The sequence below is a fragment of the Proteus sp. GOKU genome (assembly GCF_015475555.1).
GTDB lineage: Bacteria > Pseudomonadota > Gammaproteobacteria > Enterobacterales > Enterobacteriaceae > Proteus > Proteus mirabilis_B.
The window spans coordinates 1,652,928-1,677,948 of sequence record NZ_CP034105.1 but is presented as its reverse complement, the minus strand read 5'-3'; the positions used below and the strand labels follow the sequence as shown (position 1 = coordinate 1,677,948).

26 protein-coding genes are annotated in these 25,021 nt (G+C 33.3%); 11 read left to right on the top strand and 15 right to left on the bottom strand.

Going from position 1 to position 25,021, the window contains the following annotated elements; all coding sequences use genetic code 11:
* Positions 1-744: 744 nt before the first annotated feature.
* The 3 genes from prc to EHE21_RS07775 all read right to left on the bottom strand — a co-directional run bounded on the left by prc (position 745) and on the right by EHE21_RS07775 (position 4,116).
* Positions 745-2,805 (bottom strand): carboxy terminal-processing peptidase, encoded by a 2,061-nt coding sequence (gene prc / locus EHE21_RS07785; RefSeq protein ID WP_194952335.1) that lies wholly within the window; start codon positions 2,803-2,805, stop codon positions 745-747.
* A 19-nt stretch (positions 2,806-2,824) separates the two neighbouring features.
* The gene (proQ, locus tag EHE21_RS07780) at positions 2,825-3,523 is read right to left on the bottom strand and encodes an RNA chaperone ProQ (RefSeq protein ID WP_194952334.1); all 699 of its coding nucleotides are present in this window, start codon (positions 3,521-3,523) and stop codon (positions 2,825-2,827) included.
* A 95-nt stretch (positions 3,524-3,618) separates the two neighbouring features.
* On the bottom strand, positions 3,619-4,116 hold the full coding sequence (locus EHE21_RS07775) for a GAF domain-containing protein (protein WP_088495806.1): 498 nt from the start codon (positions 4,114-4,116) through the stop codon (positions 3,619-3,621).
* Positions 4,117-4,394: 278 nt separating this feature from the next.
* On the opposite strand from EHE21_RS07775, the gene yebS reads away from it, so the two are divergent.
* The 3 genes from yebS (at position 4,395) to EHE21_RS07760 (ending at position 8,365) form a co-directional block, all read left to right on the top strand.
* Complete coding sequence (gene yebS, locus EHE21_RS07770) at positions 4,395-5,651, top strand: membrane integrity lipid transport subunit YebS (protein WP_194952333.1); 1,257 nt, start codon at positions 4,395-4,397, stop codon at positions 5,649-5,651.
* Positions 5,593-7,911, top strand: coding sequence for a PqiB family protein (locus EHE21_RS07765; RefSeq protein WP_194952332.1), 2,319 nt, complete (start codon positions 5,593-5,595; stop codon positions 7,909-7,911). Before yebS ends, EHE21_RS07765 begins: the two co-directional genes overlap by 59 nt.
* A 211-nt stretch (positions 7,912-8,122) precedes the next feature.
* Positions 8,123-8,365: a DUF1480 family protein gene (locus EHE21_RS07760; RefSeq protein ID WP_023582410.1), complete on the top strand. Its 243-nt coding sequence runs from the start codon at positions 8,123-8,125 to the stop codon at positions 8,363-8,365.
* 302 nt (positions 8,366-8,667) lie between these two features.
* Here EHE21_RS07760 and EHE21_RS07755 read toward each other — a convergent pair whose 3' ends face one another.
* The 4 genes from EHE21_RS07755 to ftnA all read right to left on the bottom strand — a co-directional run bounded on the left by EHE21_RS07755 (position 8,668) and on the right by ftnA (position 11,286).
* Positions 8,668-9,012, bottom strand: coding sequence for a YebY family protein (locus tag EHE21_RS07755; protein ID WP_194952331.1), 345 nt, complete (start codon positions 9,010-9,012; stop codon positions 8,668-8,670).
* Between the two features lie 47 nt (positions 9,013-9,059).
* Positions 9,060-9,956 carry a copper homeostasis membrane protein CopD gene (gene copD / locus EHE21_RS07750; protein WP_088495810.1) on the bottom strand — a complete coding sequence of 299 codons (897 nt, stop codon included), beginning with the start codon at positions 9,954-9,956 and terminating at the stop codon, positions 9,060-9,062.
* The gene (copC, locus tag EHE21_RS07745; RefSeq protein WP_088495811.1) at positions 9,956-10,348 is read right to left on the bottom strand and encodes a copper homeostasis periplasmic binding protein CopC; all 393 of its coding nucleotides are present in this window, start codon (positions 10,346-10,348) and stop codon (positions 9,956-9,958) included. The genes copD and copC overlap by 1 nt, the downstream gene beginning before the upstream one ends.
* 434 nt (positions 10,349-10,782) lie before the next feature.
* Positions 10,783-11,286, bottom strand: coding sequence for a non-heme ferritin (gene ftnA, locus EHE21_RS07740; RefSeq protein WP_075673382.1), 504 nt, complete (start codon positions 11,284-11,286; stop codon positions 10,783-10,785).
* Between the two features lie 700 nt (positions 11,287-11,986).
* Between ftnA and EHE21_RS07735 the strand changes: the two genes are divergently transcribed.
* From EHE21_RS07735 to EHE21_RS07715, 5 genes are all read left to right on the top strand, one after another.
* Positions 11,987-12,421 carry a universal stress protein gene (locus EHE21_RS07735; protein WP_072062602.1) on the top strand — a complete coding sequence of 145 codons (435 nt, stop codon included), beginning with the start codon at positions 11,987-11,989 and terminating at the stop codon, positions 12,419-12,421.
* 309 nt (positions 12,422-12,730) lie between these two features.
* On the top strand, positions 12,731-13,111 hold the full coding sequence (locus tag EHE21_RS07730; protein WP_194952330.1) for a DUF2628 domain-containing protein: 381 nt from the start codon (positions 12,731-12,733) through the stop codon (positions 13,109-13,111).
* Positions 13,112-13,352: 241 nt separating this feature from the next.
* Positions 13,353-13,904, top strand: a complete 552-nt coding sequence (gene cyaB / locus EHE21_RS07725; RefSeq protein WP_194952329.1) for a class IV adenylate cyclase — start codon at positions 13,353-13,355, stop codon at positions 13,902-13,904.
* A gap of 336 nt (positions 13,905-14,240) precedes the next feature.
* Complete coding sequence (gene nqrE / locus EHE21_RS07720) at positions 14,241-14,840, top strand: NADH:ubiquinone reductase (Na(+)-transporting) subunit E (protein ID WP_099659653.1); 600 nt, start codon at positions 14,241-14,243, stop codon at positions 14,838-14,840.
* A 700-nt stretch (positions 14,841-15,540) separates the two neighbouring features.
* A complete protein-coding gene (locus EHE21_RS07715) occupies positions 15,541-17,139 on the top strand; it encodes a methyl-accepting chemotaxis protein (RefSeq protein ID WP_194952328.1) in 1,599 nt (532 codons plus the stop codon).
* 72 nt (positions 17,140-17,211) lie between these two features.
* On the opposite strand, the gene EHE21_RS07710 is transcribed toward EHE21_RS07715, so the two are convergent.
* The gene (locus tag EHE21_RS07710) at positions 17,212-17,949 is read right to left on the bottom strand and encodes a phosphatase (protein WP_194952327.1); all 738 of its coding nucleotides are present in this window, start codon (positions 17,947-17,949) and stop codon (positions 17,212-17,214) included.
* 243 nt (positions 17,950-18,192) lie between these two features.
* Between EHE21_RS07710 and EHE21_RS07705 the strand changes: the two genes are divergently transcribed.
* The gene (locus tag EHE21_RS07705; protein WP_194952326.1) at positions 18,193-18,633 is read left to right on the top strand and encodes a hypothetical protein; all 441 of its coding nucleotides are present in this window, start codon (positions 18,193-18,195) and stop codon (positions 18,631-18,633) included.
* A 73-nt stretch (positions 18,634-18,706) separates the two neighbouring features.
* Here the strand turns inward: EHE21_RS07705 and EHE21_RS07700 are convergent, their stop codons facing one another.
* The 4 genes from EHE21_RS07700 to EHE21_RS07685 all read right to left on the bottom strand — a co-directional run bounded on the left by EHE21_RS07700 (position 18,707) and on the right by EHE21_RS07685 (position 21,403).
* Complete coding sequence (locus tag EHE21_RS07700) at positions 18,707-19,570, bottom strand: lipase family alpha/beta hydrolase (protein ID WP_194952325.1); 864 nt, start codon at positions 19,568-19,570, stop codon at positions 18,707-18,709.
* A 230-nt stretch (positions 19,571-19,800) separates the two neighbouring features.
* A complete protein-coding gene (locus EHE21_RS07695; RefSeq protein WP_194952324.1) occupies positions 19,801-20,145 on the bottom strand; it encodes an antiterminator Q family protein in 345 nt (114 codons plus the stop codon).
* 271 nt (positions 20,146-20,416) lie between these two features.
* Complete coding sequence (gene map / locus EHE21_RS07690; RefSeq protein WP_194952323.1) at positions 20,417-21,193, bottom strand: type I methionyl aminopeptidase; 777 nt, start codon at positions 21,191-21,193, stop codon at positions 20,417-20,419.
* A 12-nt stretch (positions 21,194-21,205) separates the two neighbouring features.
* On the bottom strand, positions 21,206-21,403 hold the full coding sequence (locus EHE21_RS07685) for a ParD-like family protein (protein WP_036913277.1): 198 nt from the start codon (positions 21,401-21,403) through the stop codon (positions 21,206-21,208).
* A 351-nt stretch (positions 21,404-21,754) separates the two neighbouring features.
* Here EHE21_RS07685 and EHE21_RS07680 point away from each other — a divergent pair, with 351 nt between their 5' ends.
* Entirely contained in the window at positions 21,755-22,510 is a 756-nt protein-coding gene (locus tag EHE21_RS07680; RefSeq protein WP_194952322.1) for a hypothetical protein, read from the top strand.
* Between the two features lie 239 nt (positions 22,511-22,749).
* Positions 22,750-23,289 carry an AAA family ATPase gene (locus EHE21_RS07675; protein ID WP_194952321.1) on the top strand — a complete coding sequence of 180 codons (540 nt, stop codon included), beginning with the start codon at positions 22,750-22,752 and terminating at the stop codon, positions 23,287-23,289.
* A 51-nt stretch (positions 23,290-23,340) separates the two neighbouring features.
* Here the strand turns inward: EHE21_RS07675 and EHE21_RS07670 are convergent, their stop codons facing one another.
* The 3 genes from EHE21_RS07670 to EHE21_RS07660 form a co-directional block, all read right to left on the bottom strand.
* Entirely contained in the window at positions 23,341-23,586 is a 246-nt protein-coding gene (locus EHE21_RS07670; protein WP_194952320.1) for a hypothetical protein, read from the bottom strand.
* A 43-nt stretch (positions 23,587-23,629) separates the two neighbouring features.
* Positions 23,630-24,076 (bottom strand): hypothetical protein, encoded by a 447-nt coding sequence (locus EHE21_RS07665; protein ID WP_194952319.1) that lies wholly within the window; start codon positions 24,074-24,076, stop codon positions 23,630-23,632.
* Positions 24,077-24,366: 290 nt separating this feature from the next.
* The gene (locus tag EHE21_RS07660; protein ID WP_194952318.1) at positions 24,367-24,900 is read right to left on the bottom strand and encodes a dihydrofolate reductase family protein; all 534 of its coding nucleotides are present in this window, start codon (positions 24,898-24,900) and stop codon (positions 24,367-24,369) included.
* Positions 24,901-25,021: the final 121 nt, after the last annotated feature.

Genomic DNA, 25,021 nt, shown 5'->3' with positions numbered 1-25,021 from the left:
TATGGATATCTCACCATATTTATATTTACTTATTTTTTCGTAATAAAATCCTATAAGCAAATTGTAGATTATTTGCCTTTAGTCATGATCCCTTACGTAGAGAACCTTACTCTGAAAATATAATATTTCAGTTATGACATGTTGCTCTAAAAATACATTTTGAACTCATAGAATAAAGATAACTCATCATTTAGGTAAGATTTTAGCTAACGCGCCAATAATCAAAAATGACGCAAATATTTCATAATCTGTATACTATAGTAATCTTATGTCAATTTAAGAGATCATTGTCACAACATGTTACATTTATTGCAATAGACATGCCATCAAATGAGATCTTAATCACAATAAATAACCACTTTATCTTTTTATTCCACTTATATGAAAAGAAGTTTATTTCTTATCTAAAAATCAACCTAGTATTCTCTCTTATAGCTTACAAAGTTATTCAAGATATATTTCGAATTAAAAATTAAGTTACATAAAGTAAAATTTAAATATCCATTTATTAATAATTGTTTATATTACTGGTAATTTAATATACTAAATAACTAAAAATATGAATGATCCCCCCCAAAAAGATATTATTGGCTCTTTTAAAAGTTTTTTGATGGAATGCCTGATAAACATTGATTAGCAATGACAATTTTATATCTCGATTAATATAAATATAAAAACCCCCCAGCAATTGGTTATCCAACTATTGGGGGGGTGCTTTAAGTATCTGTTGTTATAACTGATAACTTAATTTAATAATTTCTTAGGCTTAAGCACTTTTGAGAGATCCACTGCAATTTTAGCAGTTTCATCTAAATAAGGATCTGGACCTTCATAATCCTTAGGCAAATCATCGAGTGATTTCAACGCAGGCTTACCCTCTAATTTAAAACGCTCATTTATGCGGTTTAATTTAATGGCTTCTAGCTCTTTGTTTTCTTTCTCTCTTTCAGCAAAGTTTAGGATAACAAATTTATCTTCACCTTTTGCTTTAGCATCGTTATAACGCTGAATATCAGCAAAGATGTATGAAAACTCTCGGTCATTTGCAATGCGCTTAGTATGCTGTTCAGTTAATGGTGCGAACGCCGCTTTCAGTTTGTCTGAATACTCAGATAGCTGATAACTTGCTGGAGAGATACTATCCCAAGGCAATGCGTTATCTTCAAAACTTTCACCCATTTCAGCACTATCAAAGCTTGGTAACAATAAATCAGGTGTTACCCCTTTAAGCTGAGTACTCCCACCATTAATTCGATAGAATTTTTGAATGGTGTATTGCACTGAACCTAAACCAGGCCAATCAGGGCTTAGCATTTGATCGTAAACACGGGTTAATGGGCGATATTGTTGAACCGTTCCTTTACCGAACGTTTGCTCACCTACAATTAATGCTCGTCCGTAGTCTTGCATTGCAGCAGCAAAAATTTCAGAGGCAGAAGCACTAAAACGATTTACGATAACAACTAGTGGCCCTTTATAATAAACGACATCATCTTTATCGAAATCTTGTCGTACACGACCATTGTTATCTCTGACTTGCACAACAGGACCACTTGGAATAAATAATCCTGAAAGTGAAATCGCCTCTGTTAATGCTCCACCGCCGTTACCTCGTAAATCAATAACTAAAGATGAAACATTATCTTTCGCCACTTTTTGTAACTGTGTTTTCACATCATTGGTTAAGCCAACATAGAAGCTTGGAATATCCAAAATTGCAACTTTATCACCATTAATGACTTTTTCAGTCAGCTTAACAGCTCTGTCTTCTAAACGAATTTGCTCTCTGACTAAAGTGATTGTTCTTGGTTTAGCGCCTTTCTCATCAGAAATAACCTCTAATTTTACTTGGCTACCTTTCGGCCCTTTAATCAACGCAACAATATCATCAAGTCGCCAGCCGACAACATCAACCATTGGCTTATTTTGTTGCCCTACTGCAATAATTTTATCGCCAACTTTCAACTCTTTGCTTTTTGCAGCCGGACCACCGGTTACCATAGAGTTGATCATTGGGTAATCATCATCCATCTGTAATACAGCGCCAATACCTTCTAAAGAAAGACTCATTTCAGAGTCAAAGGCTTCTGTATTTCTTGGTGATAGATAACTTGTATGAGGGTCAATTTCGCGGGCAAATGCCGACATAATGATTTGGAAAACGTCTTCGCTTTGGCTTTGTGTTTGACGACGTAACGCAGCTTTATAGCGCTTAGTTAGTGTCTCTTTAACTTCACTATCTGTTTTTTCAGATAGCTTCAGCGTTAACCAATCATATTTTACTTTTTCATCCCAAAGTTTATCTAGCTCAGCTTGAGTTTGAGGCCATGGCGCTTTTGTTCTGTCTAACTCAAACTTATCTTGGCCAGTTAAATCCATGGGTTTATCTAGGCGGTTTAAAGCATATTGAAAACGTTCAAAACGTCTTTTTTGCGCTAAATTAAAGAGATCATAAAGGGGCTGAAGCTCACCTTTCTTCAGATATTCACCTACTTTGGTTTTTTCTTTATCAAACTGGGCAATATCTGATGCTAGCAACACATTGTGGCTATAATCTAATAAATTAAGATAGCGATTAAAAATCTTTTCAGAAAAGCTCGCATCTAGCGAGAACTGACGATAATGAGAGCGTTCAAAACGAGAGGTTACTCGCTCGCTCACAGTAGAATGTTGTGGCTCTTGCTTTAATTCGGGTAACTGATCAATGGTTACCATTGCTGGAGTGGCTGGTTTCTCAGCCATCACAACAGAAGTGCCTGTTAACGTTAATCCGATTGCAAAAGCCACATTTAAAAGTTTGTTCATGCTCTGGTTGGCCTCCGTATCAGAACTTTAAATGTTCCGTGCGTACATTCATTGCCAAACCGTTAGGCAATTGTACACGTACACCCTCTTTCGCTATCTCTAGCACTGTCGCATCCATCACGCTGCTACCAACGTTAACTTTCAGCGATTGACCAACAGTAAGAACTGAGGTGTCTTTCACTGGAATTAACTTTTCGGTATTTTGGCGTGGTGGTGCTGCTTTACGAGGTGCTTGAGTCGCTTTTTGAGGACGAGGCTGTCGTTTTTCACCCTCTTTAGGTGGCTGACGACGCGTATTATTTGGCTTTTTCGCTGCCGGACGTTTGCTGGTCTCCTTATCACCTTCAGCTTCGCGCTTCTTAGCACGTTGTTCTGCTCTCTGAGCTTGAACGCGCGCCTTAGCTTCTGCTAATTGTGTACGAGCATGTTCAATATGCTCAGCTTCCAGTTCGCCGCAGTCATTACCATTCAAATCGACACGTTTTGCCCCTTCTTTAACTCCATAAAGGTAGCGCCAACTTGAGGTATACAAGCGTAATGCCGAACGTAACTGTGTTTTGCTCAGTTGAGTTTCATCTTTTAGATCTTCAACAAGATCTTGAAAAATGCCAACTTTCAAAGGGCGAGCTTCACCCTCAGCGATAAAACACTTAGGGAAACGTTCAGCTAAAAAAGCGATGATTTCTTTACTACTATTCAACTTAGGTTGATTTTCCATGAAATTTCCTGATTACAACGGTTTTGCCAACCAGCGCAGGCATGAACAAGCGACATTATAATAGTGTTGCCAACAATTTCTATGGCAAACGCCTGTTAACTTACACAAAATTCACAATATTTTGCTGTATGACAAGTTTTTAAATGCTCGCAGAGCACGTCACACAACGCTTTAAGCCCATTTTCATCTTTTTTATCAAAACGATCAAAAATAGGACTATCAATATCGAGAACGCCGATAATTTGTCCATTTACTTCTAAAGGTAGAACAATTTCAGACTGACTTGCACTGTCACAAGCAATATGACCACTAAATTGGTGAACGTCACTTACTCTTAAAATTCTGTTTTCAGAGTATGCAGTTCCGCAAACTCCTTTCCCAAAACCTATTCTGACACAAGCAATTTTGCCTTGAAATGGGCCAAGGACTAATGAATCACCATCATTAAGATAAAACCCAACCCAATTTATCGTATCTAACTTCTCGTAAAGAAGAGCGCTGGTATTAGCAAGTGATGCGATAAGATCATTTTCACCAGACAACAAGGCTGACAAATTATCAGTGAGTTCCTGATAAAAAAGCGATTTTGGCATCATTAAACCCTATTTGCGTAACTAAAATAGATAACATACTCGTAATTTAGCCTATTTTATCTTGAGGTTGAATACTCCATTTTCAAGAATTGGGCAAAAAAACGATAATATTCCCTTAACACCCACAAAAAAAATCAGACACTTAGTATTGTAAAATGAAAGGCATAAATATAATAAAAATGATAACTTGTGAACCATTGAGTATAGGTACTTTTTTTTAGCTTAATCAAACGATAACTCTTAAGAAAACCAACTTAGGCGAATTAACGAGCAACATAGTGAACAATATCGCAACAAAGGAAAAGAAATCAATACGCTGTCAGGAGTGTGATCATCTCGTGACACTCCCTCTTGCATTAAAGCGTGGAGAGGATGCTTATTGCCCTCGTTGCCAAGCAAAACTTGCATCTTATCGATATTGGTCATTAACTCGCCTACTTATTCTCTCTATTACAATGCTTATTTTGGCATCAATAGCATTTACTCAGCCATTAATTAAAATTCATCTATTAGGCACAATGATAACGGCGAATGTGCTTGATGGTATTCGCATGATGTCAGAGCAAGGCTCTCCCCTTACCGCAACGATGGTAGCCTTTTGTGCTATTGCAGCACCGCTTAGCCTCCCCATCGCTATTTTATATCTCCATTTAGGATCTCGCTTGCGCCTTAATCTTCGCCCGGTCTTATTGATGTTAGGGAAATTAAAAGAATGGGTAATGCTAGATGTCTATTTGATTGGACTTGGTGTTGCAACAATAAAATTAGGCGATTATGCAACTGTCTATATTGGCAATGGTTTAATTGCTTTTATTTCTTTAATGATACTCAGCTTATTAATGCTAATTAACATTAATATGGACCAACTTTGGCAACGCTTTTACCCACAAAAAGAGATAGAAAAAAGTCCTGCAACTTGCCATGCTTGTCATTATCATTTTAAAAAAACACCATCAACACACTGTCCACGTTGTAAATCTTGCTATAACCCAAGACAACCAATGAGTTTACAAAAAACATGGGCGGCATTAATTTCAGCAATAATTTTACTAATACCTGCAAATTTATTGCCTATTTCTATCTTCTATTTAAATGGTCAACGCAGTGAAGACACTATTTTTTCAGGCGTACTTTCCTTAGTGAATTCAGGCAATACACCAATTGCGATTATCGTTTTTATTGCCAGTGTTTTTGTGCCTTTTTTCAAAATTATTATTATGTTGGGCTTATTATTAAGCATTCATTTTAATTCTCGTATTGACCCTCTACTACGAATGAAACTATACCGTTTTGTCTCTTGGATAGGACGATGGTCAATGCTTGATCTCTTTGTGATTGGGCTGATGATGTCATTGATTAATCGAGATCAACTGATGACTTTCACAATGGGCCCAGCGGCTTTTTATTTTGGTACTGCGGTTATTCTTACTATCCTTGCCGTTGAATGGTTGGATAGTCGTTTACTATGGGATACTTATGCAACAAGAAGAAAACGACGTTCAGGACACACAAGCCCAAATACGCCGCAAGCGTAAAATTTCGACATTTTGGCTACTCCCTGTTATCGCCATTTTTATTGCTAGTTGGTTGCTTTTCCAACATTGGCAGGATAAGGGCGTAAAAATCACGATTGATTTTCAATCCGCATCAGGAATTGTCTCTGGCAGAACACCTATTCGCTATCAAGGCGTTGATGTGGGTCTTGTTAAAGATGTCACTTTAAGCGATGACTTACGTCGAGTTATTGTTACGGCTGATATCCGCAAAGATCTCGCGACCGCATTGCGCAAAAACACACAATTTTGGCTAGTTACACCTAAAGCCAGCCTTTCTGGTGTATCAGGGCTAGATGCTTTAGTGGGTGGTAACTATATCAGCATGTTACCCGGTGACGGCGAAAAGCAGTTTAAATTTATTGCTCAAGAAGTTCGTCCTCAAGCTAATATCGATAAAAATCAGCAATTAATCACTTTGACGGCAGATAAACTGGGATCGCTCAATGTTGACTCTCAAGTTTATTATCGCCAAGTTCCTGTTGGTAAAGTGTATAGCTATGCGATTCGCCCTGATAATCAGGGTATTTTTATTGAACTTAGTATCGATAAACAGTATGCCCACTTAATACGTCAAGATAGCCATTTCTGGAACGTCTCTGGCTTTCAAGGTAATTTCAATTTAAAAAGTGGCGTATCTGTAAAAATGGAAAGCGTTTCTGCTTTAATCAATGGCGCAATTGCTTTTGATTCACCAGAAAATAGCCCTCCAGCACAAGAAAACCAGCAATTTGTTTTGCAATCAGCCACCTCTGTCGATGCGGGCAAAGCAATATATGGTGAAGATGGATTAATTATTTCTCTAACCAGTGAAGAAAGCTGGGGAGTCGATGCGGGGCAACCTATTCTTTTCAGAGGAATTACTATTGGGCAAATCATTCAGCGTAATATGAGTGATGATGGCGTTATCTTTGATGCAATTATTGCCCCTGAATATAAGCATTATATTTATGAAAATAGTAAATTTGTTGCCAATAGCCGAATCAACGTCAATATGGGTCTAAATGGTATTGAAGTTCAAGGTGCGACACCTCAAGAGTGGCTTGAAGGAGGTATTCACCTTATTCAAGGTACTAAAGGGGCACCTAAAGAACAGTATCGCCTTTACCGTAATGACTTTTTTGCGAAAGCCAGTATTAATGGTAATGAATTACCGGTGACACTGACTTTAAAAGCCTCAAGCCTTCCGGGTATCCAAAAAGGTTCAGTGGTTCTTTATCATCAATTTCAAGTCGGCGAAATTACTGATGTTCGGCCTTTAATGAATGATTTTGATATTGATGTTTATATTTCTAAACAATATCGTCATCTACTCACAGAAAAGAGTGTCTTCTGGACTGAAGGTGCCGCTAAAGTCTCCGTTAATGGCTCAGGATTAACTGTTGAAGCGACACCATTAAATCGCGCATTAAAAGGTGCAATCAGTTTTGATAACTTCGAAAATATCAATAATAATGTTTCACGTTACAAACTCTATCCATCAGAAACTAGTGCCCGAGCTATAGGCGCACAAATTACGCTAAAAACATACGATGCAAGTAAACTCTCTGAAGGAATGCCTATTCGCTATTTAGGAATTGATATTGGGCAAGTCGAATCATTAATCCTTTCGCCAGATAGAAAAGCGGTAACTGTATCAGCCGTTCTCTACCCTGATTATGTCAAAACCTTTGCAAGATCTGGCAGCCGCTTTGCAGTTGTTACTCCTGAATTAACAGCATCAGGATTAGATAACTTGGATTCACTGATTCAACCTTATATTAAAGCAGAGCCCGGCAATGGTGGCGTATATCGTCAATTTGAATTGCAAACATCCAACATTACAGACTCACGCTATCTCGATGGATTAAATCTTGTGTTAAATGCCACGGAGGCAGGTTCAGTACAAATTGGTACGCCAATTTACTATCGCGGTCTTGAGGTCGGTGCAGTGACAGGTCTTGAACTAGGAAACATGTCTGACAGAGTATTAATTCACATCCGTATTAGTAAAAAATACCAATACCTTGTTCGAAATAATACAGAGTTTTGGCTTTCATCAGGATATAACTTCTCGTTTGGTTTAACTGGCGGAGTTATTCGTAGTGGTACATTCAAGCAATTTATACGTGGTGGGATCACTTTTGCAACACCACCTTCCACACCATTACAAGCGAAAGCCAAACAGGAACAGAATTTCATTTTAAATGACAAGGAACCCAAAGATTGGGATGAATGGGGAACAGCAATACCTAAGCCTTAAAAATTAGATAATTCTGCCCTATTTCAGATAATTTATTTAAAGCGGATCACAAAAAATGATCCGTTTTTTTTATTTCAAAAAAATATTTTGGAAATAGATTCCATTTATACTATGCTTAATTTTGTTTGGTCAAAAAGCATTCTTTAAAATAAATGCCACCAACAAAACACAACGGAACACAACACGACATCGCTTAAACCGGAGCTTTATTATGAAAAAGACAACGTTAAAAATTGCTTGCTATGAAATTGAAGATATTACTTTAAAACACTCTTCTGATAATCAATTAACTTATATTCATATTCCATGTGATTATGACAAAGAGTTTTGCATGCAATTAGATGGATGGGATGAAAACACAAGTATTCCAGCTCAACTGAAAGATAAAAATATTCTGCTTTATCGTCATGCTTATGATAAAGATAACCACCACTGGATCTTAAAAGTGGCGTAACGAGATGCTAAAGCGAATAAAAAAAGCCAGATAAATCATTTATCTGGCTTAGGGAAATGGCTCATTGCGAGCCGTGCGCTAAAAAGTAATTGCTGATTACTGCATAAACAAAAATCGAGGATTAACTCAGACTTTTCTATCTCACAACCTACTGTTAAATATTAGCTAACAATATGTAAAGATCCAGTAAACAACCTAGTAGCACACCATTTTCTATTCAAAAAATCTTCGCTTATAATTTTTATTATTTAAATCAATGTGATAAAAATATAAAATTATTAGTTATATTATTAATCACTTGATTAATTGCTCTCACAGAGCGACTTAATCGCATTCTGTATCACTTCTACTGATTTTTTCTTTTCTGGTATATTCGGATCTGGCAGTAAAATAACATCAATTAATTGTGCTTTTACTTTTCCACTTTCCATCTGTTTCATTGCAATCTCATTAAGTGGATACTGCATCAGTGTTGCTGGATTAATCACAAACCAAGCACCATCAGCACGACAATTAAGCATCACCTCTTCTCGTGTAAATGGCCAATCGTCACCAAATTGAAGCTTGCTGACCGTTGAAATAGGTGCTGCCGAGAATGCTTGAAAAGAAAACAACATTAACATTCCCGCTAATAAAAAACGTTTCATGTGGATATCTCACTTAAGAAATTAGGTTTTTTCGATTATATAACAATCTATACAGGTGAGTTAATCGCAAAGATGGCGACAGTAAAAATAACCATTGTTCCAAGTAATAGTTCAAGCCAACTATTCACTAGCAACCATTGAAAATTATTTTTCTTACGGATATGAGGTACTAAAACATAACGATTGATTACGGCTAAACCAAGCATTAACACCACTAAGCTAATCTTAAGCCATAACATACTTTGATATTCAGATGATAATTGTACTGCTGGCCATCCCGGGATTAACATAACGGCACTGATAATACCGGTAATAGTAACCAATAAAACAGCAATATGACCAAAAAGCGAAAATCGCTTCATTGTGCCAATGATAGGTTTGATCATCCCATCTGCAAGCTCGTCTTTATTACGTAAAAACTGCAAACAAGCGACAAATGGCCATAAACCACCAAACCAATATGCGGCACTAATAAGATGAATACTTTGGTTAACTTTATAAAATATCGCTTCTGATCCTGTAAACATTGCACCATGACCAATAAATGCATGTAAGATCAACATAATTGAAGCAACAATTAATAGAGAGAAGTTACGAATATAACGTTGGTGTATAAATAAAACAGCTAACGCAATGGTTGCCAAAACTAATTGCCATTGCCAAACTTGACCAAACGAAGTACCTAATACCGCTTTCCATATTTCAAATGACCAAGCATCCTCCCATCCATCCCCCATAATACCGGATTGTACAACCATCCATAGATAAGTCGTAATAAAGACAGTGACAGTACTAATGGCTAATGCAGGACGCAAACGAACTTGAATAAGAGGAATGAATTTATCTTTTGCAAGAATGGCAGCCGAGAAGCTCAGTCCGAACATAAACATGACTGCCACGAAATGGAAAAAACGGCATAAAATATAAACGTCTTCAGGTGTCATTATTTTACACTAAATTGATAAGAACCTTTTGTCTTGTGCCCATCAACAGAAACAACGTTCCAATTAACCAAATAGTTGCCTTCTGCTAAATCACTTTCTAAAGGCAATAATAATTTAGTATTGTTAACAGGGTCTAAACTCAATTTTCCTACGGTAATTTCTTTACCATCACTATTAGTGACTTTGATTTTGCTAAAAGCTAATTCAATACCTTCAGAGAAGTCTAGCGTAATAACCTTAGGCGCTTGAGATTGTTCAATAGCAGCACCTTCAGCAGGTAACTGTGATTTTAAGTGTGCGTGTGCTAATGCTTGTTGGTATGACATACCAAGGAATAAAACAGCGATAGCCGATAATTTACCCCAAGATGTCTTAAGTGTATTTAATGACATAATAACCTCTTAAATTACAGGTGATTTTTTTATTTATGGAAATATTTTATAGCAAATTTACGTCAAGATCTTCGCTTCTTGATATTAGAAATAAAAGGTTGTGAACTAGCACTCAAAATATATGTTATTTAGACCAGTTTCTGTTTCAAATATCACCCATTTTTACACTTCGAAAAAATATAATACCCATATTGACAGTCTAAACAGTTCAATACATAACCGAATACAACTAAAAGTAAAATAAACACCCTGCATGAATAACAGTCAAAAAGAATTTTTAGGATAAAAAATGAGCAAACAAAAGTGAGGAAGAGATAAAAAATAGGAATAAGAATGGAGGCAATACAGAAGAATAAAAAACGCCCTGCTATTCAGTCACAGCAGAGCGCAATAATTCATTTATTAACTTAAGCAATCTAACGCTTTATTAATAATTAAACATGTGCAGATGTTGATAATGTGTTCAGATCTTTATCTAACAAGAATAAAGCCTTACCACTGTCACCAACCATTGCTAATTTATCTAGGATTGATTTAAATAATTTCTCTTCTTCATGCTGTTCTGCAACATACCATTGTAAGAAATTAAACGTTGAATAATCCTGAGTTGTCATTGCAACATGTGCTAATTTATTAATCTCAGATGTAATGTGTTTTTCATGCTCGTAAGTTTTATCGAATAACTCAGATAATGATGAGAACTCAGCTGGTGGAGCTTCAATCGCACCAAGTAAAGGCATAGCACCTGTATCGCTTAAGTAATCAAATAAACGGTGCATATGTTCCATTTCTTCACGTGAGTGAGCTTTTAAAAACTTAGCTGCACCATCGAATCCTTTATCGTCGCACCAAGCACTCATTTGCAAATAAAGATTTGCTGAATAAAACTCTAAATTTAACTGTTCATTCAATTTATTGATCATATCTTGATGTAACATATTTTACGTCCTTTGCGATGAAAATTAACATTACGGATATTATGCACACTTAAAAATAAAAATATAGTTATTTAAATATAGTTTTTGTTTATTTTTTCAATCAATTAACTGTAATAAAAATAAAAACCAATCTCATTTGTAATATGCCGTCTCTCTATTTTAATGCTAAATAGTACTTATTATCATTAAGAATGAGAATATATTTAATCATTATAACAAAAGCAACATAACACATTGAAAAATAACAACATAATATTTAAAACTTAAATTTTTATTTTAGCTTCTATAATTATTAATTTTTTCTTTAGAGTCCGGAACTTCTGATTAATATTGAATAAAAATTATATTTAATCCATTAAAGAATATTCAAAAATAAGCTTTACCATATATCAATAAATATATAAAAAGTGATATCTATGATGATCATTATTATAAAAAAGTATCCTTTCTATTACTTCTTATCACTTCTCATTTTTTATAATTTCTATTTGATATTGCTACACATTTATTGACTCAGACAGCAGTTTTTTTCACTTTTTTTCATATAAAAAAATACATAACTCTCAAAAAATAAAAATAATCTCAATTTTTGTGCAGTTTTTCATTTTGACTGATAAGATTAGTAGGTAACTCATATTTGTATGCACAAAAAATTAATATTAAAGCCCTAATCATAATAAAAGGTTAATTAGGAGCCACTATGACAAAAACAGTGTTAGTACCCGTTGATTTTACAGAGCTTGGTTTATTGGACAAGGTTGTGTCTCATCTAAAAGCATTGTCTGTCGCTGACAAATTGAATATTCATTTTTTATCAGTCATTCCAAGTTATGAGTCTTTTGTCGGATTTGCATTCGCAGGCCAAGATAGACTAGCAAGTGACAAACAACGTATTGAAATTGCATTATCCACGCTAAAAGAAAATTTATCGCACATTGATATTCCCAATAGTACAACTCAATTTTATGTGTCTATAGGTAATCCTCGCGATAAAATTTTAGAAACCGCAAAAAAAATTCAAGCAGAACTGATTGTCATTGGTTCTCGTAATCCTGGTATGAAAACTTATCTTCTAGGTTCTACTGCATCTTCCGTGGTCAGTTACGCAGAATCATCTGTATTAGTCGTGCGTTAATCACCTGCCTCCATAAGAAATCTGGTATTCGTCATAAACCAGATTTCTTATTCTTTTCACCATAAAATTCATTCAAAATAATATTTTATTTTATCGCCCTTATTTTTAAGAGTAGTAATTAAAAATATATTCTGAAGCAATAAGATAATTATTAAAAAATGATTAAAAACATATTTACTTTAATGCTTTTTATATAATCTTCTATATTAATCCTTCCTTAATAAATTTATATTGTTCATAATGTTAAATTATGTAAAGATGCTTTTCCTATTAAGACTAAATTTAATCAACATGGTAAAAGGAATTAAAATGAATAAAGAAATTTCCGAAAAATGGCAAGAGCGTTTTTCATTTTTTGATCAATATGGCTCACCTAAAACACCAGAATATAAAGCTGCTTATAAAGCACTTTCCTTTGGTAAGCGTATTCTTATCGGAATGAATATCTGGGCATTTTTCTTTGGTTTTATTTACTTTCTTATTTTAGGGTTATGGCGCAAGGCATTAACATTATTTGCTATTAACATTGCTATTTTTACTATTATTGGCTTTTTACCTGTCAATAACGGTGTTATCAATGCTGTAGGTATCGCAATTAACGTTTTATGGGCTATAACAGCCAACTATGCGTATTACTTGAAAGAAACCAAAAATGATCAAAGCTGGAACCCGTTTGAAGGTGTTCTGTAAAAATAAAAGGGGCAATGCCCCTTTTATTTTCTCTTATTCCTTCTTTTATTAATAACACTATATTCCCCTCTCCTTATTTCATAGTCATTCTATCCATTACTCTATTTAAATATTTCTATATAATCCTTCATCATCATTTTTTAAAATAGAAAATAATGAAATAACACTAAACGTTCGTTTTTACCTCAGAAGGATACTTTACTAATGCTATAATGCATTAACGCTAAATTAGGGAAAACGTATGTCTGATCACTTTCAAGGTAAATTTGAAGCCGAACTGAAATATCACCTTCAAAATCCACAAGAATTTATTAATGAACTAAAAAAATCAGGCGCCACATTATTTACGCCAGAGAATCAAGAAACAGATTGGTACATGGAGCATAATAATACTAAATTTTCAGCTCCTACTATCAGTTTATGTGTAAGAAGAATGCTCCCCACAGGAATAAACCTTCTTATCGTTAAAGGCCCTGATCTATCACAATGTGAAGCTGTTCGTATTGAAGATGCAGAAAAAACAGTCTCTATGTTTACCACACTTGGCTACCACTGTATTCTCAATTACACAAAATCAAGAGAAATCTATTTTCTAGATGAGTTTCATATCACTATCGATAAATTAGATAAACTAGGCTCATTTGCTGAATTTGCTATCATGACGGACGACCAAAGCAAACTCCCGCTCTACGCTGACCAATTAAAGCACTTAGCCGCAAAATTTGGCTTTACAGAAAAAGATCTTGAGAAAAATAATTATAAAACACTAATGTTAAATAACCTCAAGTCATAAACAATTTTACTCAGTAGATCTTTTCATAGAAATTATCAAAATTCTCTAATCGGAGCACCAATATTCTATCAATAGATATTGGTGCTTTGTTATTTCTAGCATTGTTTTACCTTATCCACTAAAAAGTAAAAAATGACGAATTGAATAGAAAATTCATTTGAATGCCATATTTATTATCTTTATCTGAAAATTTCACTTTCCTTATCTCAAATAAAACGCCTTCTTAGTCAAAAAATGTCATTTAGATCTAATTTTAAAGATATTTTTGTAATACCACTTATATTAATGCACTGTTTTTACTAGAATTAGTAAAAAAACATATTAATAGGAGGGGTTATGCTTGAAAATTACCTTAATATATTTATTAAGGCAACTTTTGTTGAGAATATGGCATTAAGTTTCTTTTTAGGAATGTGTACTTTTCTTGCTGTCTCTAAAGAAGTAAAAACCTCATTAAAACTAGGTCTTACTGTTACTGCCTTACTTATTATTGCTACGCCTATCAATAATTTAATCTATCATTTCATTCTAAAGAAAGACGCGGTAGTCGAAGGTATTGATCTTAGCTTTCTTAGATATATCACTTTTATTGGCGTTTTAGCCGCATTAGTTCAAATTTTAGAAATGTTTTTAGATAAATTTATCCCTTCACTTTATCATTCATTAGGGATCTTTTTGCCTTTATTGACTATTCATTGCGCTATCTTTGGTGCCACCATTTTTATGGTTGAACGTGACTACACATTTACTGAATCAGTGATATATGGTGCTGGATGTGGCATAGGTTGGCTACTTGCGATTATCGCACTCTCTGGTTTACGTGAAAAAATGAAATATTCAGATATTCCCAAAGGATTGAGAGGGTTAGGGATCACATTCATCACGGTAGGATTAATGTCTCTTGGTTTTATGTCGTTCTCAGGAATTTCGCTTTAAAAGCTTATTTTTATTCTTAACCTTATGTGAGATTTTCACACATCATTAGGATCATCATTGATGTAAGCTTTATTTATAAACGGGAGGGTAATATACCTTCCGTTTATAGTGATTTCGTCTGTTTTCTTACTTTTTCTCTTCTGTGATCTTTTTATTCCCCTCCCTTTTTAACGTTAGATTCTCTTATTTATTCTTTTAAACCAACAAAAAATAATTTAATTTATTGCTGTTTTAATCATTATTACCTTTTTATTTTATAAATAGAAACACTTACACTATTTAAATCTAATTGTTTAAAAATAAGCTAACCAGTCACATAAAAATAATAATAAATCAACAAGTTAAAACTTATTTATTGAGATGATATCTTTTATCTCATTTTTATTATTTATCGTTAACTTTTAATATTTAAGATAAATTAATTGAAAATCAAAGCGTTACAAGACCAATTAATACATTTAATAAATTTATTAATTAGAGTAATAAATAAGCATAAAGAATATTTATAAAATGCCGATACTATTTTTTAGTATTTGAAAAAATCAAAAGGATATATGGCATTAAATCAAAGAGTGACCTAAAAAAATATTTTTATTTTTTTCTTAATTCTTTGTCTATACCAATTACAGGAAGTAAAAATAAAACTTAAAAATCAATAAATTACACAGTTATATTTTTATGAAAAAGGAAATAACATTACATGTTTAAGAACTTCAAACAACGTTATTTGCCAAACGTCTCTTTGACTATGTCGAGTTTAAAAACAACCACTTTAGTTTGGCTTATTACAGGCTCTTTAATCTTACTTCTTGGTCTAGCTTGTGTTTTATTCCTCTCTTCAGTCAATGATTACAAGAGAAACTTAAACACACTAAACAATATCTACCATGAACAATCGCTATTAAATAATACTTGGGAAAATCTCTTACAAACACGTAATACTCTAAATAGAGCCAGTTCTCGCCACTTATTAATTATTAATAAAATGGCTACCGCAAATACAGATATCTCTTCATTATTACAACAAGCTAAAGAAAAACTTCAACTCGTTGAAAACGGGTGGAAAAGTTTCAATAGTTTTCCCCATAATGTTGAAAATAAAACCTATATACAACAATTAGAGCAGAAATATACTGAGCTTAATGCAGCATTAATTGAATTCTTAGCCTTTCTAGAACAAGGCAAAACATACGAATACTTAAATCAACCAACACAAACCTATCAAGATAATTTTGAGCAAGCCTATACCAACTATCATCAACAACTAGAAAATTACTACACGGCTTCATTGGGCGAAGGTGAGTTACTGTACGATAAAATTATTTATAGCTTAATCGTCATTTCAATTTTGATTGTTATTTTCTCCTTCTTAGTTCAAGTCGTACTGCGAAAAAACTTTATTTCGCCTTTAAACGCGATAATGAAAAATATCGAAGATATTAGTAATGGAGAATTAGCGACCGATGTCACCACAAAAGGTCTATTTGAAATAAATATTCTCACTACCAATATTCAAAAAATGCGAGACCAGATAAAACGGATCGTCAATAACATCAATCACAGCTCCGGCCTTATTAATTCCGAACTAAGTGATATTGCTGTTATGAACAATAATCTTGCCATTCGTGTTGAACAACAATCAGCAGCTGTACTCGAAACTTCAGCAGGAATACGACAATTAAGTGTGACATCAAAACAACATGCAGAAAATACACAAACATCATGTGAGCTAGTAACAAAAACAGATACGATGATCCATCAAAGTAATGAAATGCTCGCTAACGTTGTTGAAAATATGCATGAAGTTGTCACGTTCTCTGAACAAATTAACGATATTACCTCTACAATTGACAATATCGCTTTCCAAACAAACCTGTTGGCTTTAAATGCTGCCGTAGAAGCGGCAAGAGTGGGTGAACACGGAAAAGGCTTTGCTGTTGTTGCTAAAGAAGTAAGAGAATTATCCATTAGCTGTAACTTAGCATCAAAAGAGATAAAAATACTTGTCGCTAATTCAAGTAAAAAAATAAATCAGTGTTTTCAGCTTGCTGCTGACGCAAACGATAATATGGTAGATATTTCTAAACATACTGAAAATATTAATGAAATGATCCACGATATTTCTATTTCTACAAATGAACAAAGTAATGGTATTGCCCAAATTGAAGATGCAATAAATCAATTAGACCAAACAACACAAGCTAACTCAACAATGACACGGGAACTAGTCAGTTCATTGGATTCTTTGCAAACACAATCTGATAGATTAAAACAAGAATTAACTGTTTTTCATCAGTAAGTATTAAGTTTAGCACAGCATAAAAGCTATCTTATTTTAGGATAGCTTTCTTATTACTGGTTTAGACCAATATTAAAAATGGCTAAATTCAGGGATCTCTTTTTTACCATGTGATTTTAGAAAATCTAACACTCTTCTTGGAGTTACATTCAGTATACGCTCATGTGGAAAATCTATTTGGGCTAACACTTCCAATACTCGATCAAAATTCCCTAGTGAAGAAGCTATATGTGAGTCAGAACCCAATGCAATTAATCCTCCTGCATCGCGCACTGCTTTCGCTATTTCTATGCAGTTTTTCTCACTCCCTACTCTAGAATGAATAAATGATGAATTATTCATTTCTAAAGCAACATTGTAAGTGGCAGCTGCTTTTGCAACTTCAGCAATATCAATGGGATATTTAGGATTACCTGGGTGTGTGATCATTTGAACACAACCACTTGCTATCGTTGCAATTAACGCTTTTGTATTATCAACTAAACCTAATGAACCCATTACAGGATCATGAAAACCAGCAAGCACAATATCTAATTTCTTGCTCATTTTCTCACTGCAATCTGTTTCACCTTTAATATTTTTAATATTCGCTTCTATACCATAAAGAATACCAACACCATCAATAATACGAGGGATCACCGGTAAGTTAGAAAAATGCCATTCATGCGGTGCATCATCCATATCTGGGCCATGATCAGTAATTGCAAATAATTGAATTCCCTGCTTTTTAGCTTGTTGGAAATATTCACTAACTGTACTGTAAGCATGTGTACTAGCAATAGTATGAGCATGTAAATCAACGGGATACATAAACAACTCCTTTCTAAAAATACCTAACAACTAACAAGCGATATACTATCTACTTCACTTTTTCTCACATTAGCGAGAAATGAAGATAATTTTTGATAAATATGCTTTAATCTTTAACATACTATTTAATATCAAATAGATAAATAAAATTTTACTTTAGTACTATACACAAGAATTTTGAAAACACATTATATTGTGTGATTTCATTATAAATATGGCTTTCAACTCTATAAAAGGTTATTTATGTTCAGCTATCCAGCAGTCGCTCATTTTGATGAAGAAAGTGAAACTTACGAAATCACCTACCGTGATTTTGATAATATACACGCTGTTGCTTATACAGAAGATGATATTGAGCTAGAAGCCTCTGATATTTTGCATGTAGGTCTTGAAGAGTTTGTTGCGAGTAAATTGCCTATTCCGACACCATCCAAAGCACAAGTTGGTGATTTTATTGTCTACTTACCTCTTATTAGCTGTTTAAAAATTGCGTTACATAATGCGATGTTAGAAACAAAGACAAAAAAATCCGATCTTGCAAGAAAGATGAATTTAACAAGTTCACAAATAGAGCGTTTACTCGAAATTAATCAAACTTCAAAAGTGGATAGTCTAGAGCAAGCTCTTTATTTATTAGGCTATTCTATTTCTATCAGTGTTAATAAAGATATTAACCAGCAATAATTAAAACAAAAATGGCTCTAAATTAATTAGAGCCATTCGTATTAGATTATTTCACAACCAGTATGCAAGATAATTAAAGTTTTTTACTTGCTAAGAAATTCGCATGGTTGGTATAAATAGCAACAATATCTTCACCACGCCCGACTAGCCCTGCAACTTGGTTGACCATATCTAGATGATCTTCAGCATAATCATCTTTAATCAGTTTACCTAATCGCATACTTGTACGACCTACCAAGCCATCATTTTCACGCTCAGTAAAAAATGCACTTAATACACGCATTGCAGCATGAGTAGGATCCAGTAAATTGCCTTTTTCGCCGGCAATCAAACCTTGGATATAGCTACCAAATGAATAGTAATGAACACCATTTACGACTTCTTTACCTTCACCACCACGAATGGCTGGCAGTCCTTGTGGATACTTTTTATTAAATTCCGTCACATTTTCAGTCGTTAATGCTTCTAATGCAGCAATAGCATCTTGTGGATTACCACGATTACCTGAAAATGTAGAAATAATAGTACCAATAGCTTTCATAACTGCATCAGCAATATATTCAGGCACACTATCTTTGCGCATAATACGTCGCACTAGATCCGCAATCTCTGATCCGTGGTTTACACCATTAACAGAAGTAACAGAAGCGATGCTTTTAGCATGTTTTGCAGCAACATAACGACAAGCTAATGGACCTTGGCTATGACCGATTAAATTTACTTTTTTTGCTTTGGTTTCTTTAAGAACTTTTTGCACAAATTCCCAAAGTTGTTCGCCACGAACTTCGTTAGAGTTAAATGCAGAAAGAGATGCGGTGAAAACTTTATGACCATCCTTTTCTAATGCATCAGCGATACCATAAAAATAAGGATAACCGACGATATCATCAAAACCAGATAAACCATGAACTAAAACAATTGGATATGTAGTTGACATATTTTCCACTCCTTGGGTTTAAATTAATTTATTTAATTTGCTAAACATCCTATTAGCAATACTTAAAACAATAGTTAGAATACAATATTTAAAATACAATCTTTGAAGTCCAAAAATTATAGTAAACATCGTATTTTGATACCTTAATTGCTCTAAGTGTTATTAGCTTAATCTCTATTTTACGATCGTAAAGCATTATTTTAATCAATTTCGAGTTTTTGCTGGTAGTCTCAATTAACTCTGGAGAAAATTAGCATACCTTCAATTATTCCTTCCGCTTTTTTTAACTTTTTACCAATATACGTATCCGAACATCGATCATATTTTGCAAGCTGAATAAATGTTTTACCAAAAACATAATAATTAATAAGTAACTGATAATCTTCTTTATTGTGCACCATCAATCTTTTCATTAAATCATTGATAATATTAGCATTATGACAGGTGCATTTTCTTCTTATTTTTATACGCTCTGGAATAACTTCTTTTTTATTGTTATTCAATAAATTAATAGCATCTTGATCATTGGCAACCCAAGATCCCCACTCTTCTAAAGTTTTTGAAATGTTTTCCATATTAACATCCTTATTTTTCCATAGGGTAATAATCGCATCCTGCAATCATTTAATGATGACTCGTTAAATACTTAATGAGTATCAATATTAATATAGTGTTCAAAGTGTAATTTACAACTCAGATTTATAAAACTGTTGAGCTTAGGACTTAATTTATTGATATAAATAAAAATAAAGGATATTAAGTAGCCACTTTAATTAAAAATTCAATTTTTTTAGATTATAAAAAACATTTTTTCTTAAAATGGCTATAAATATAAGCGAGTTGCAATTATGGTAATACTTCTTCAGGACGTAAAGTGAGTACTTCATACCCTGTTGCTGTGACTAAAATAGTATGCTCTGATTGAGCAGATAACTTTTTATCTCTTGTCACAACAGTCCAACCATCTTTTTTAGTTTTTATTTTAGCGCCACCTTGATTTATCATTGGTTCAATCGTAAAAGTCATACCTTCTTTTAATTCAACGCCTTGCCCTCTAATACCATAATGTAGTACTTGTGGCGCCTCATGCATTTCTCTTCCTATTCCATGCCCACAGTATTCTCTCACTACGCTATATCCATGACTTTGTGCAAAGCTTTGAATAGCATGACCAATATCACCTAATGTCGCGCCTGGTTTTACTTCTTTAATACCTTCCCACATTGCTTGATACGTTGTTTTTGCTAATTTGCGCGCAATAGGAGACGCTTCAGGCATAATATACATTTTACTAGAGTCAGCAATAAATCCATTTTTTTCTAGTGTAATATCAACATTAATAATATCTTTACTTTTTAAGCGCTCATCTGATTTTGGTACACCATGGCAAACAACTTCATTAATAGATGTATTTAACACATATTCATAGCCATATTGGCCTTTACTTGCTGGCCTAGATTGAAGTTCATTGACAATAAAATCATCAACCTTATCGTTAATTTCCAGTGTAGAAACACCGGGTACAATAAAATCATCAAGCATTGTAAAAACTTTTGCTAATAAACGCCCTGATTCACGCATTAATTCAATTTCATCAGCTGTCTTAATCGTTATTTTATCCACTCTTTTTTCCTCTTATTCTACTTCTTGCTTGATGGCTTCTTTTTCCAGCATTTCATTAATAATCATTGGAAACGTTTTATCTGGGTTTAACTCTGCTTGAATGCCAATTTTTATCCAAAACTCAGCCTGAGCATTAACAGAGCGTGACATCACATTGCTTGCTTTTCGCAAGTACTCATGTAATTCATCAGAAATTTTTACAATACCCACGACAATCCTTATATACAGATCATAATAAAACATATACGTTCTATAATAGAATCAAATTCCTCTTCTTTCAATTGCTATTCGATACCGCTATTGGCATAAAATGCCTAAATAAGAAAATAAGGGAAAATAGTACTCAAAATAAAAAGATCCTATTTTTGCTTTTCATATACTTCATTTCACCCATCCATAAATTCATAATATTTGACTTCAAACTATCCTAAATTACAGTTATTTATCTTTAAACATTACTATCCTAAGAATTGACTGAGAGACAAATTAAAACGCAAACGCTAATTTAGTATTAATAAATTTAGAAACGAATTTCGTATATATACTAAGGAAAGAAAAAATATGAATCTATTCAAAACAATCGCATCATTTTCATTATTGAGTAGTATTTTAATACTAACCTCAGGCTGTACAACAATTGAGAGAAACTATCCCACTAGCCTAAGTGTTGCTAATGAGCAAACTGAAAATAGAGCTCTTTCAACAAAATGGGGAGAAAGTTTACCTTCTGTTACTGAAAGTGTTGAAGCATATCGATTATCAGAAACGCCTTCACAGGTAACATCTATATTTTATCAAAGTGGTGTTCCATCCAACTCTTACTCAAAAATTACACGGGTTAGCAAAAGTCCATTACAGATATCAGTTTTAACTGAAAACAGAAATATAATGCCATTATACTTTACGCAAAATGATCAATATTTATTGTATGGAAAACAGAATGAGCGATATATTATTTTCTTACATAACACTAGCCATAAAATAATATACGAAGCTGTTATTACTGTTGATGGCTTAGATGTTATCAGTGGAACTGCTGGCTCTTATCAAAATAGAGGTTATTTATTAAGACCTGGAGATACTTTATTTGTTGAAGGTTTTAGAAAAAATCAGCAACAAGTTGCCGCTTTTCGTTTTGGCGCACCTGAAGAAGGATATGTAAATTATAATGCTCAAGGTGACAAAAGAAATACAGGTGTAATTGGTGTTGCACTTTTTGAATCAAAAGAAGGCGCACAAGAAACAATCAAAAAATGTAGTTATTTACCTAAAGCTTTCCCAAGCAGTACCTATGCACCAGAACCTTGTATCCCGTAATATTTAGCCATTAAGTTTCCTCTTCTAAAAATAGCGTAATTTATTACGCTATTTTCTTGATCTTTCATAAAATAAAAGCAGTTAAGATTTATATTAACATTTAATGCTAATGCACTTTTTCAAGTTCTATTTTTTAGGTATATTTAATCTCTAATAATTCTCGTGTTAACTCTCCCCTACCTACATATCATCTTTATTCTCTTTTTTCTTGTTAATTATATAAAATTATAGGAGCCATCATGCCTAAAAAATCACATCGCATTATACTAACTGGTGGTCCCGGCTCTGGGAAAACCACACTAATAAACGAACTTAAAAATAGAGGCTATCCCTGCTCTTTAGAAGCAGGAAGAGCTATTATTCAAGACCAAAGCATTATTGAGGGAAATGCATTACCATGGATAGATCCTAATGCTTTTGCACAAGCAATGTTAATTTGGGAATTACGTTCATGGCATGAAGCAAACAATAATAAAATGCCCTATTTCTATGATAGAGGTATCCCTGATATTGCAGGATATTTACTCCTATGTGGTTTAGCTATTCCCAAGCATCTTGATAAGGCAATTACTCTATTTCGTTATTCAACGAATGTGTTTATTGCACCACCTTGGACTGAAATCTATACTCAAGATCAAGAAAGAAAACAAACAGAAAAAGAAGCTAAAGAAACTTATTTAGCTATGATAGCTGTTTATAAAAAATATAATTATAATTTAATAGAGTTACCTAAAATAGAAATAGCTAATAGAGCTAATTTTATTATTAATAAAATCTAAAAAATATTATTAGCCAGTAGTCATTACTGGCATAGATAATAGTGTTAATTTTTAATAAGAAGCCATGATCCGTAAATCAGGTTTTTCTCCTCGCATAATAGCCCGTTGTTGTTCATGAACAGCTTCATTAATTGCTTTTTGCTCCCCTGGTGTTCGAGTATTCTTACCACAAACTAATGTAGAACACACTGGACTACCTATTCTGTGGCTTCCTGAATTACCCGTACTAAAAGTAACGTTATCAGTACTACAACCAAGTAATAGGAAAGATAATAATAAAGTGATTGCTGTGCGCATAATTTTTCCATAAAAAATTAAATTTTAAATTGATATTAAAGTATTAGTAGGCATCAAAAGTATAATGTGGTTTTTGTTTCCATTTGAATTCAACTGTTTGTTTTTTCTCATTCCAGATAGGCTCAGGAACTGGCATGGTAAAACTTATTTTCTGAATAGGCTTTAATGTTGAATTATTATTGTTTAAATACTGATTGTTTATTGATGGTTTTTTCTCATTTAAACCAACTTTAAAAACTTGTCCAAGCCTTTGTTTTTCTTCTTGTACTTCCATTTCAAAACGAGACTGCTTTCCTAACATAAAAACCAAGTTATTATTAACTACGTTACTATCAGGAGTGGAATTATTGCCGTGAGTTTCAATTAATTTGGCCTGAGTTGTTTTACTAGTGGTACATCCAGAGCTTATAAATACAGAAAGTAATAGAAATAAAAAGTAATACATAAATTGAATATCAATAAGAAATAGGAGTAAATAATTATTCCACAAAATCAATTCACCAACAAAATAAATTTTGCCATTTATATAAAAATAGAAAAATCAGCTCATAAAATGATGATGAAAAACAATTTAATCTATAAAAACACCAAAAATACAGAATAAACAAAAAACTTAAGTGAAATAATAAGAATTGTGGAAAGCAAGATCATCCATAATTAATATAAATAAATAGAAATCATGCTTAAGCGAAATGTATAGTAACAACCATATTAAATTATTTTTATATAGAAATAAAAAAAGGCACCAATTAAGTGCCCATAGAATAGACTAAATAAAATTTAATTACGTTTTTTATAGTGTGATTTAACAAAAGAATCTAGATATATTTCTGTTTTATGATGAGTAAACTCTATTATTTTATCATTTGGTATAAATAACGGTATACCCTCACCTAATAAAATAGGTATTCTAGTTATTATGAGTTCATCAACAAAACCTTCATTAATAAATCCTTGTACTGTTTTTCCACCGTCAATATATACTCTTTTATAGCCATCACCTTCAAGTTTTTTTATTATTTCAGTGACGTTTCCTGATAAAACACTCACATTATTCGGCAATGAAACTGGTAATTCTTTAATCGTATTACTTAGTATAAAAACAGGTTGCTCATAGGGCCATTCAATATCAAACCCCATTATTGTTTCAAAGGTTGTTCTTCCCATAACAATCGCATCAATACCACTAAGAAAGTCTGCAAAACCAAAGTCTAAATTTTCAGGGTTTTCAATATTGGTAAGCCAATCAATGTTACCTTGTTTATCAGCAATATAACCATCTAAACTTGTTGCAATATAGACTACAATATTCATTATTAATACTCTTTCTTAGAGAAGGCATTTTAAATTAACATCAAATAAATAAAAATTAAAGTAAGAAGAATAAATAAAAATAGAAAGAAAATGAAAAATAATACAATATAGGGAATATTTT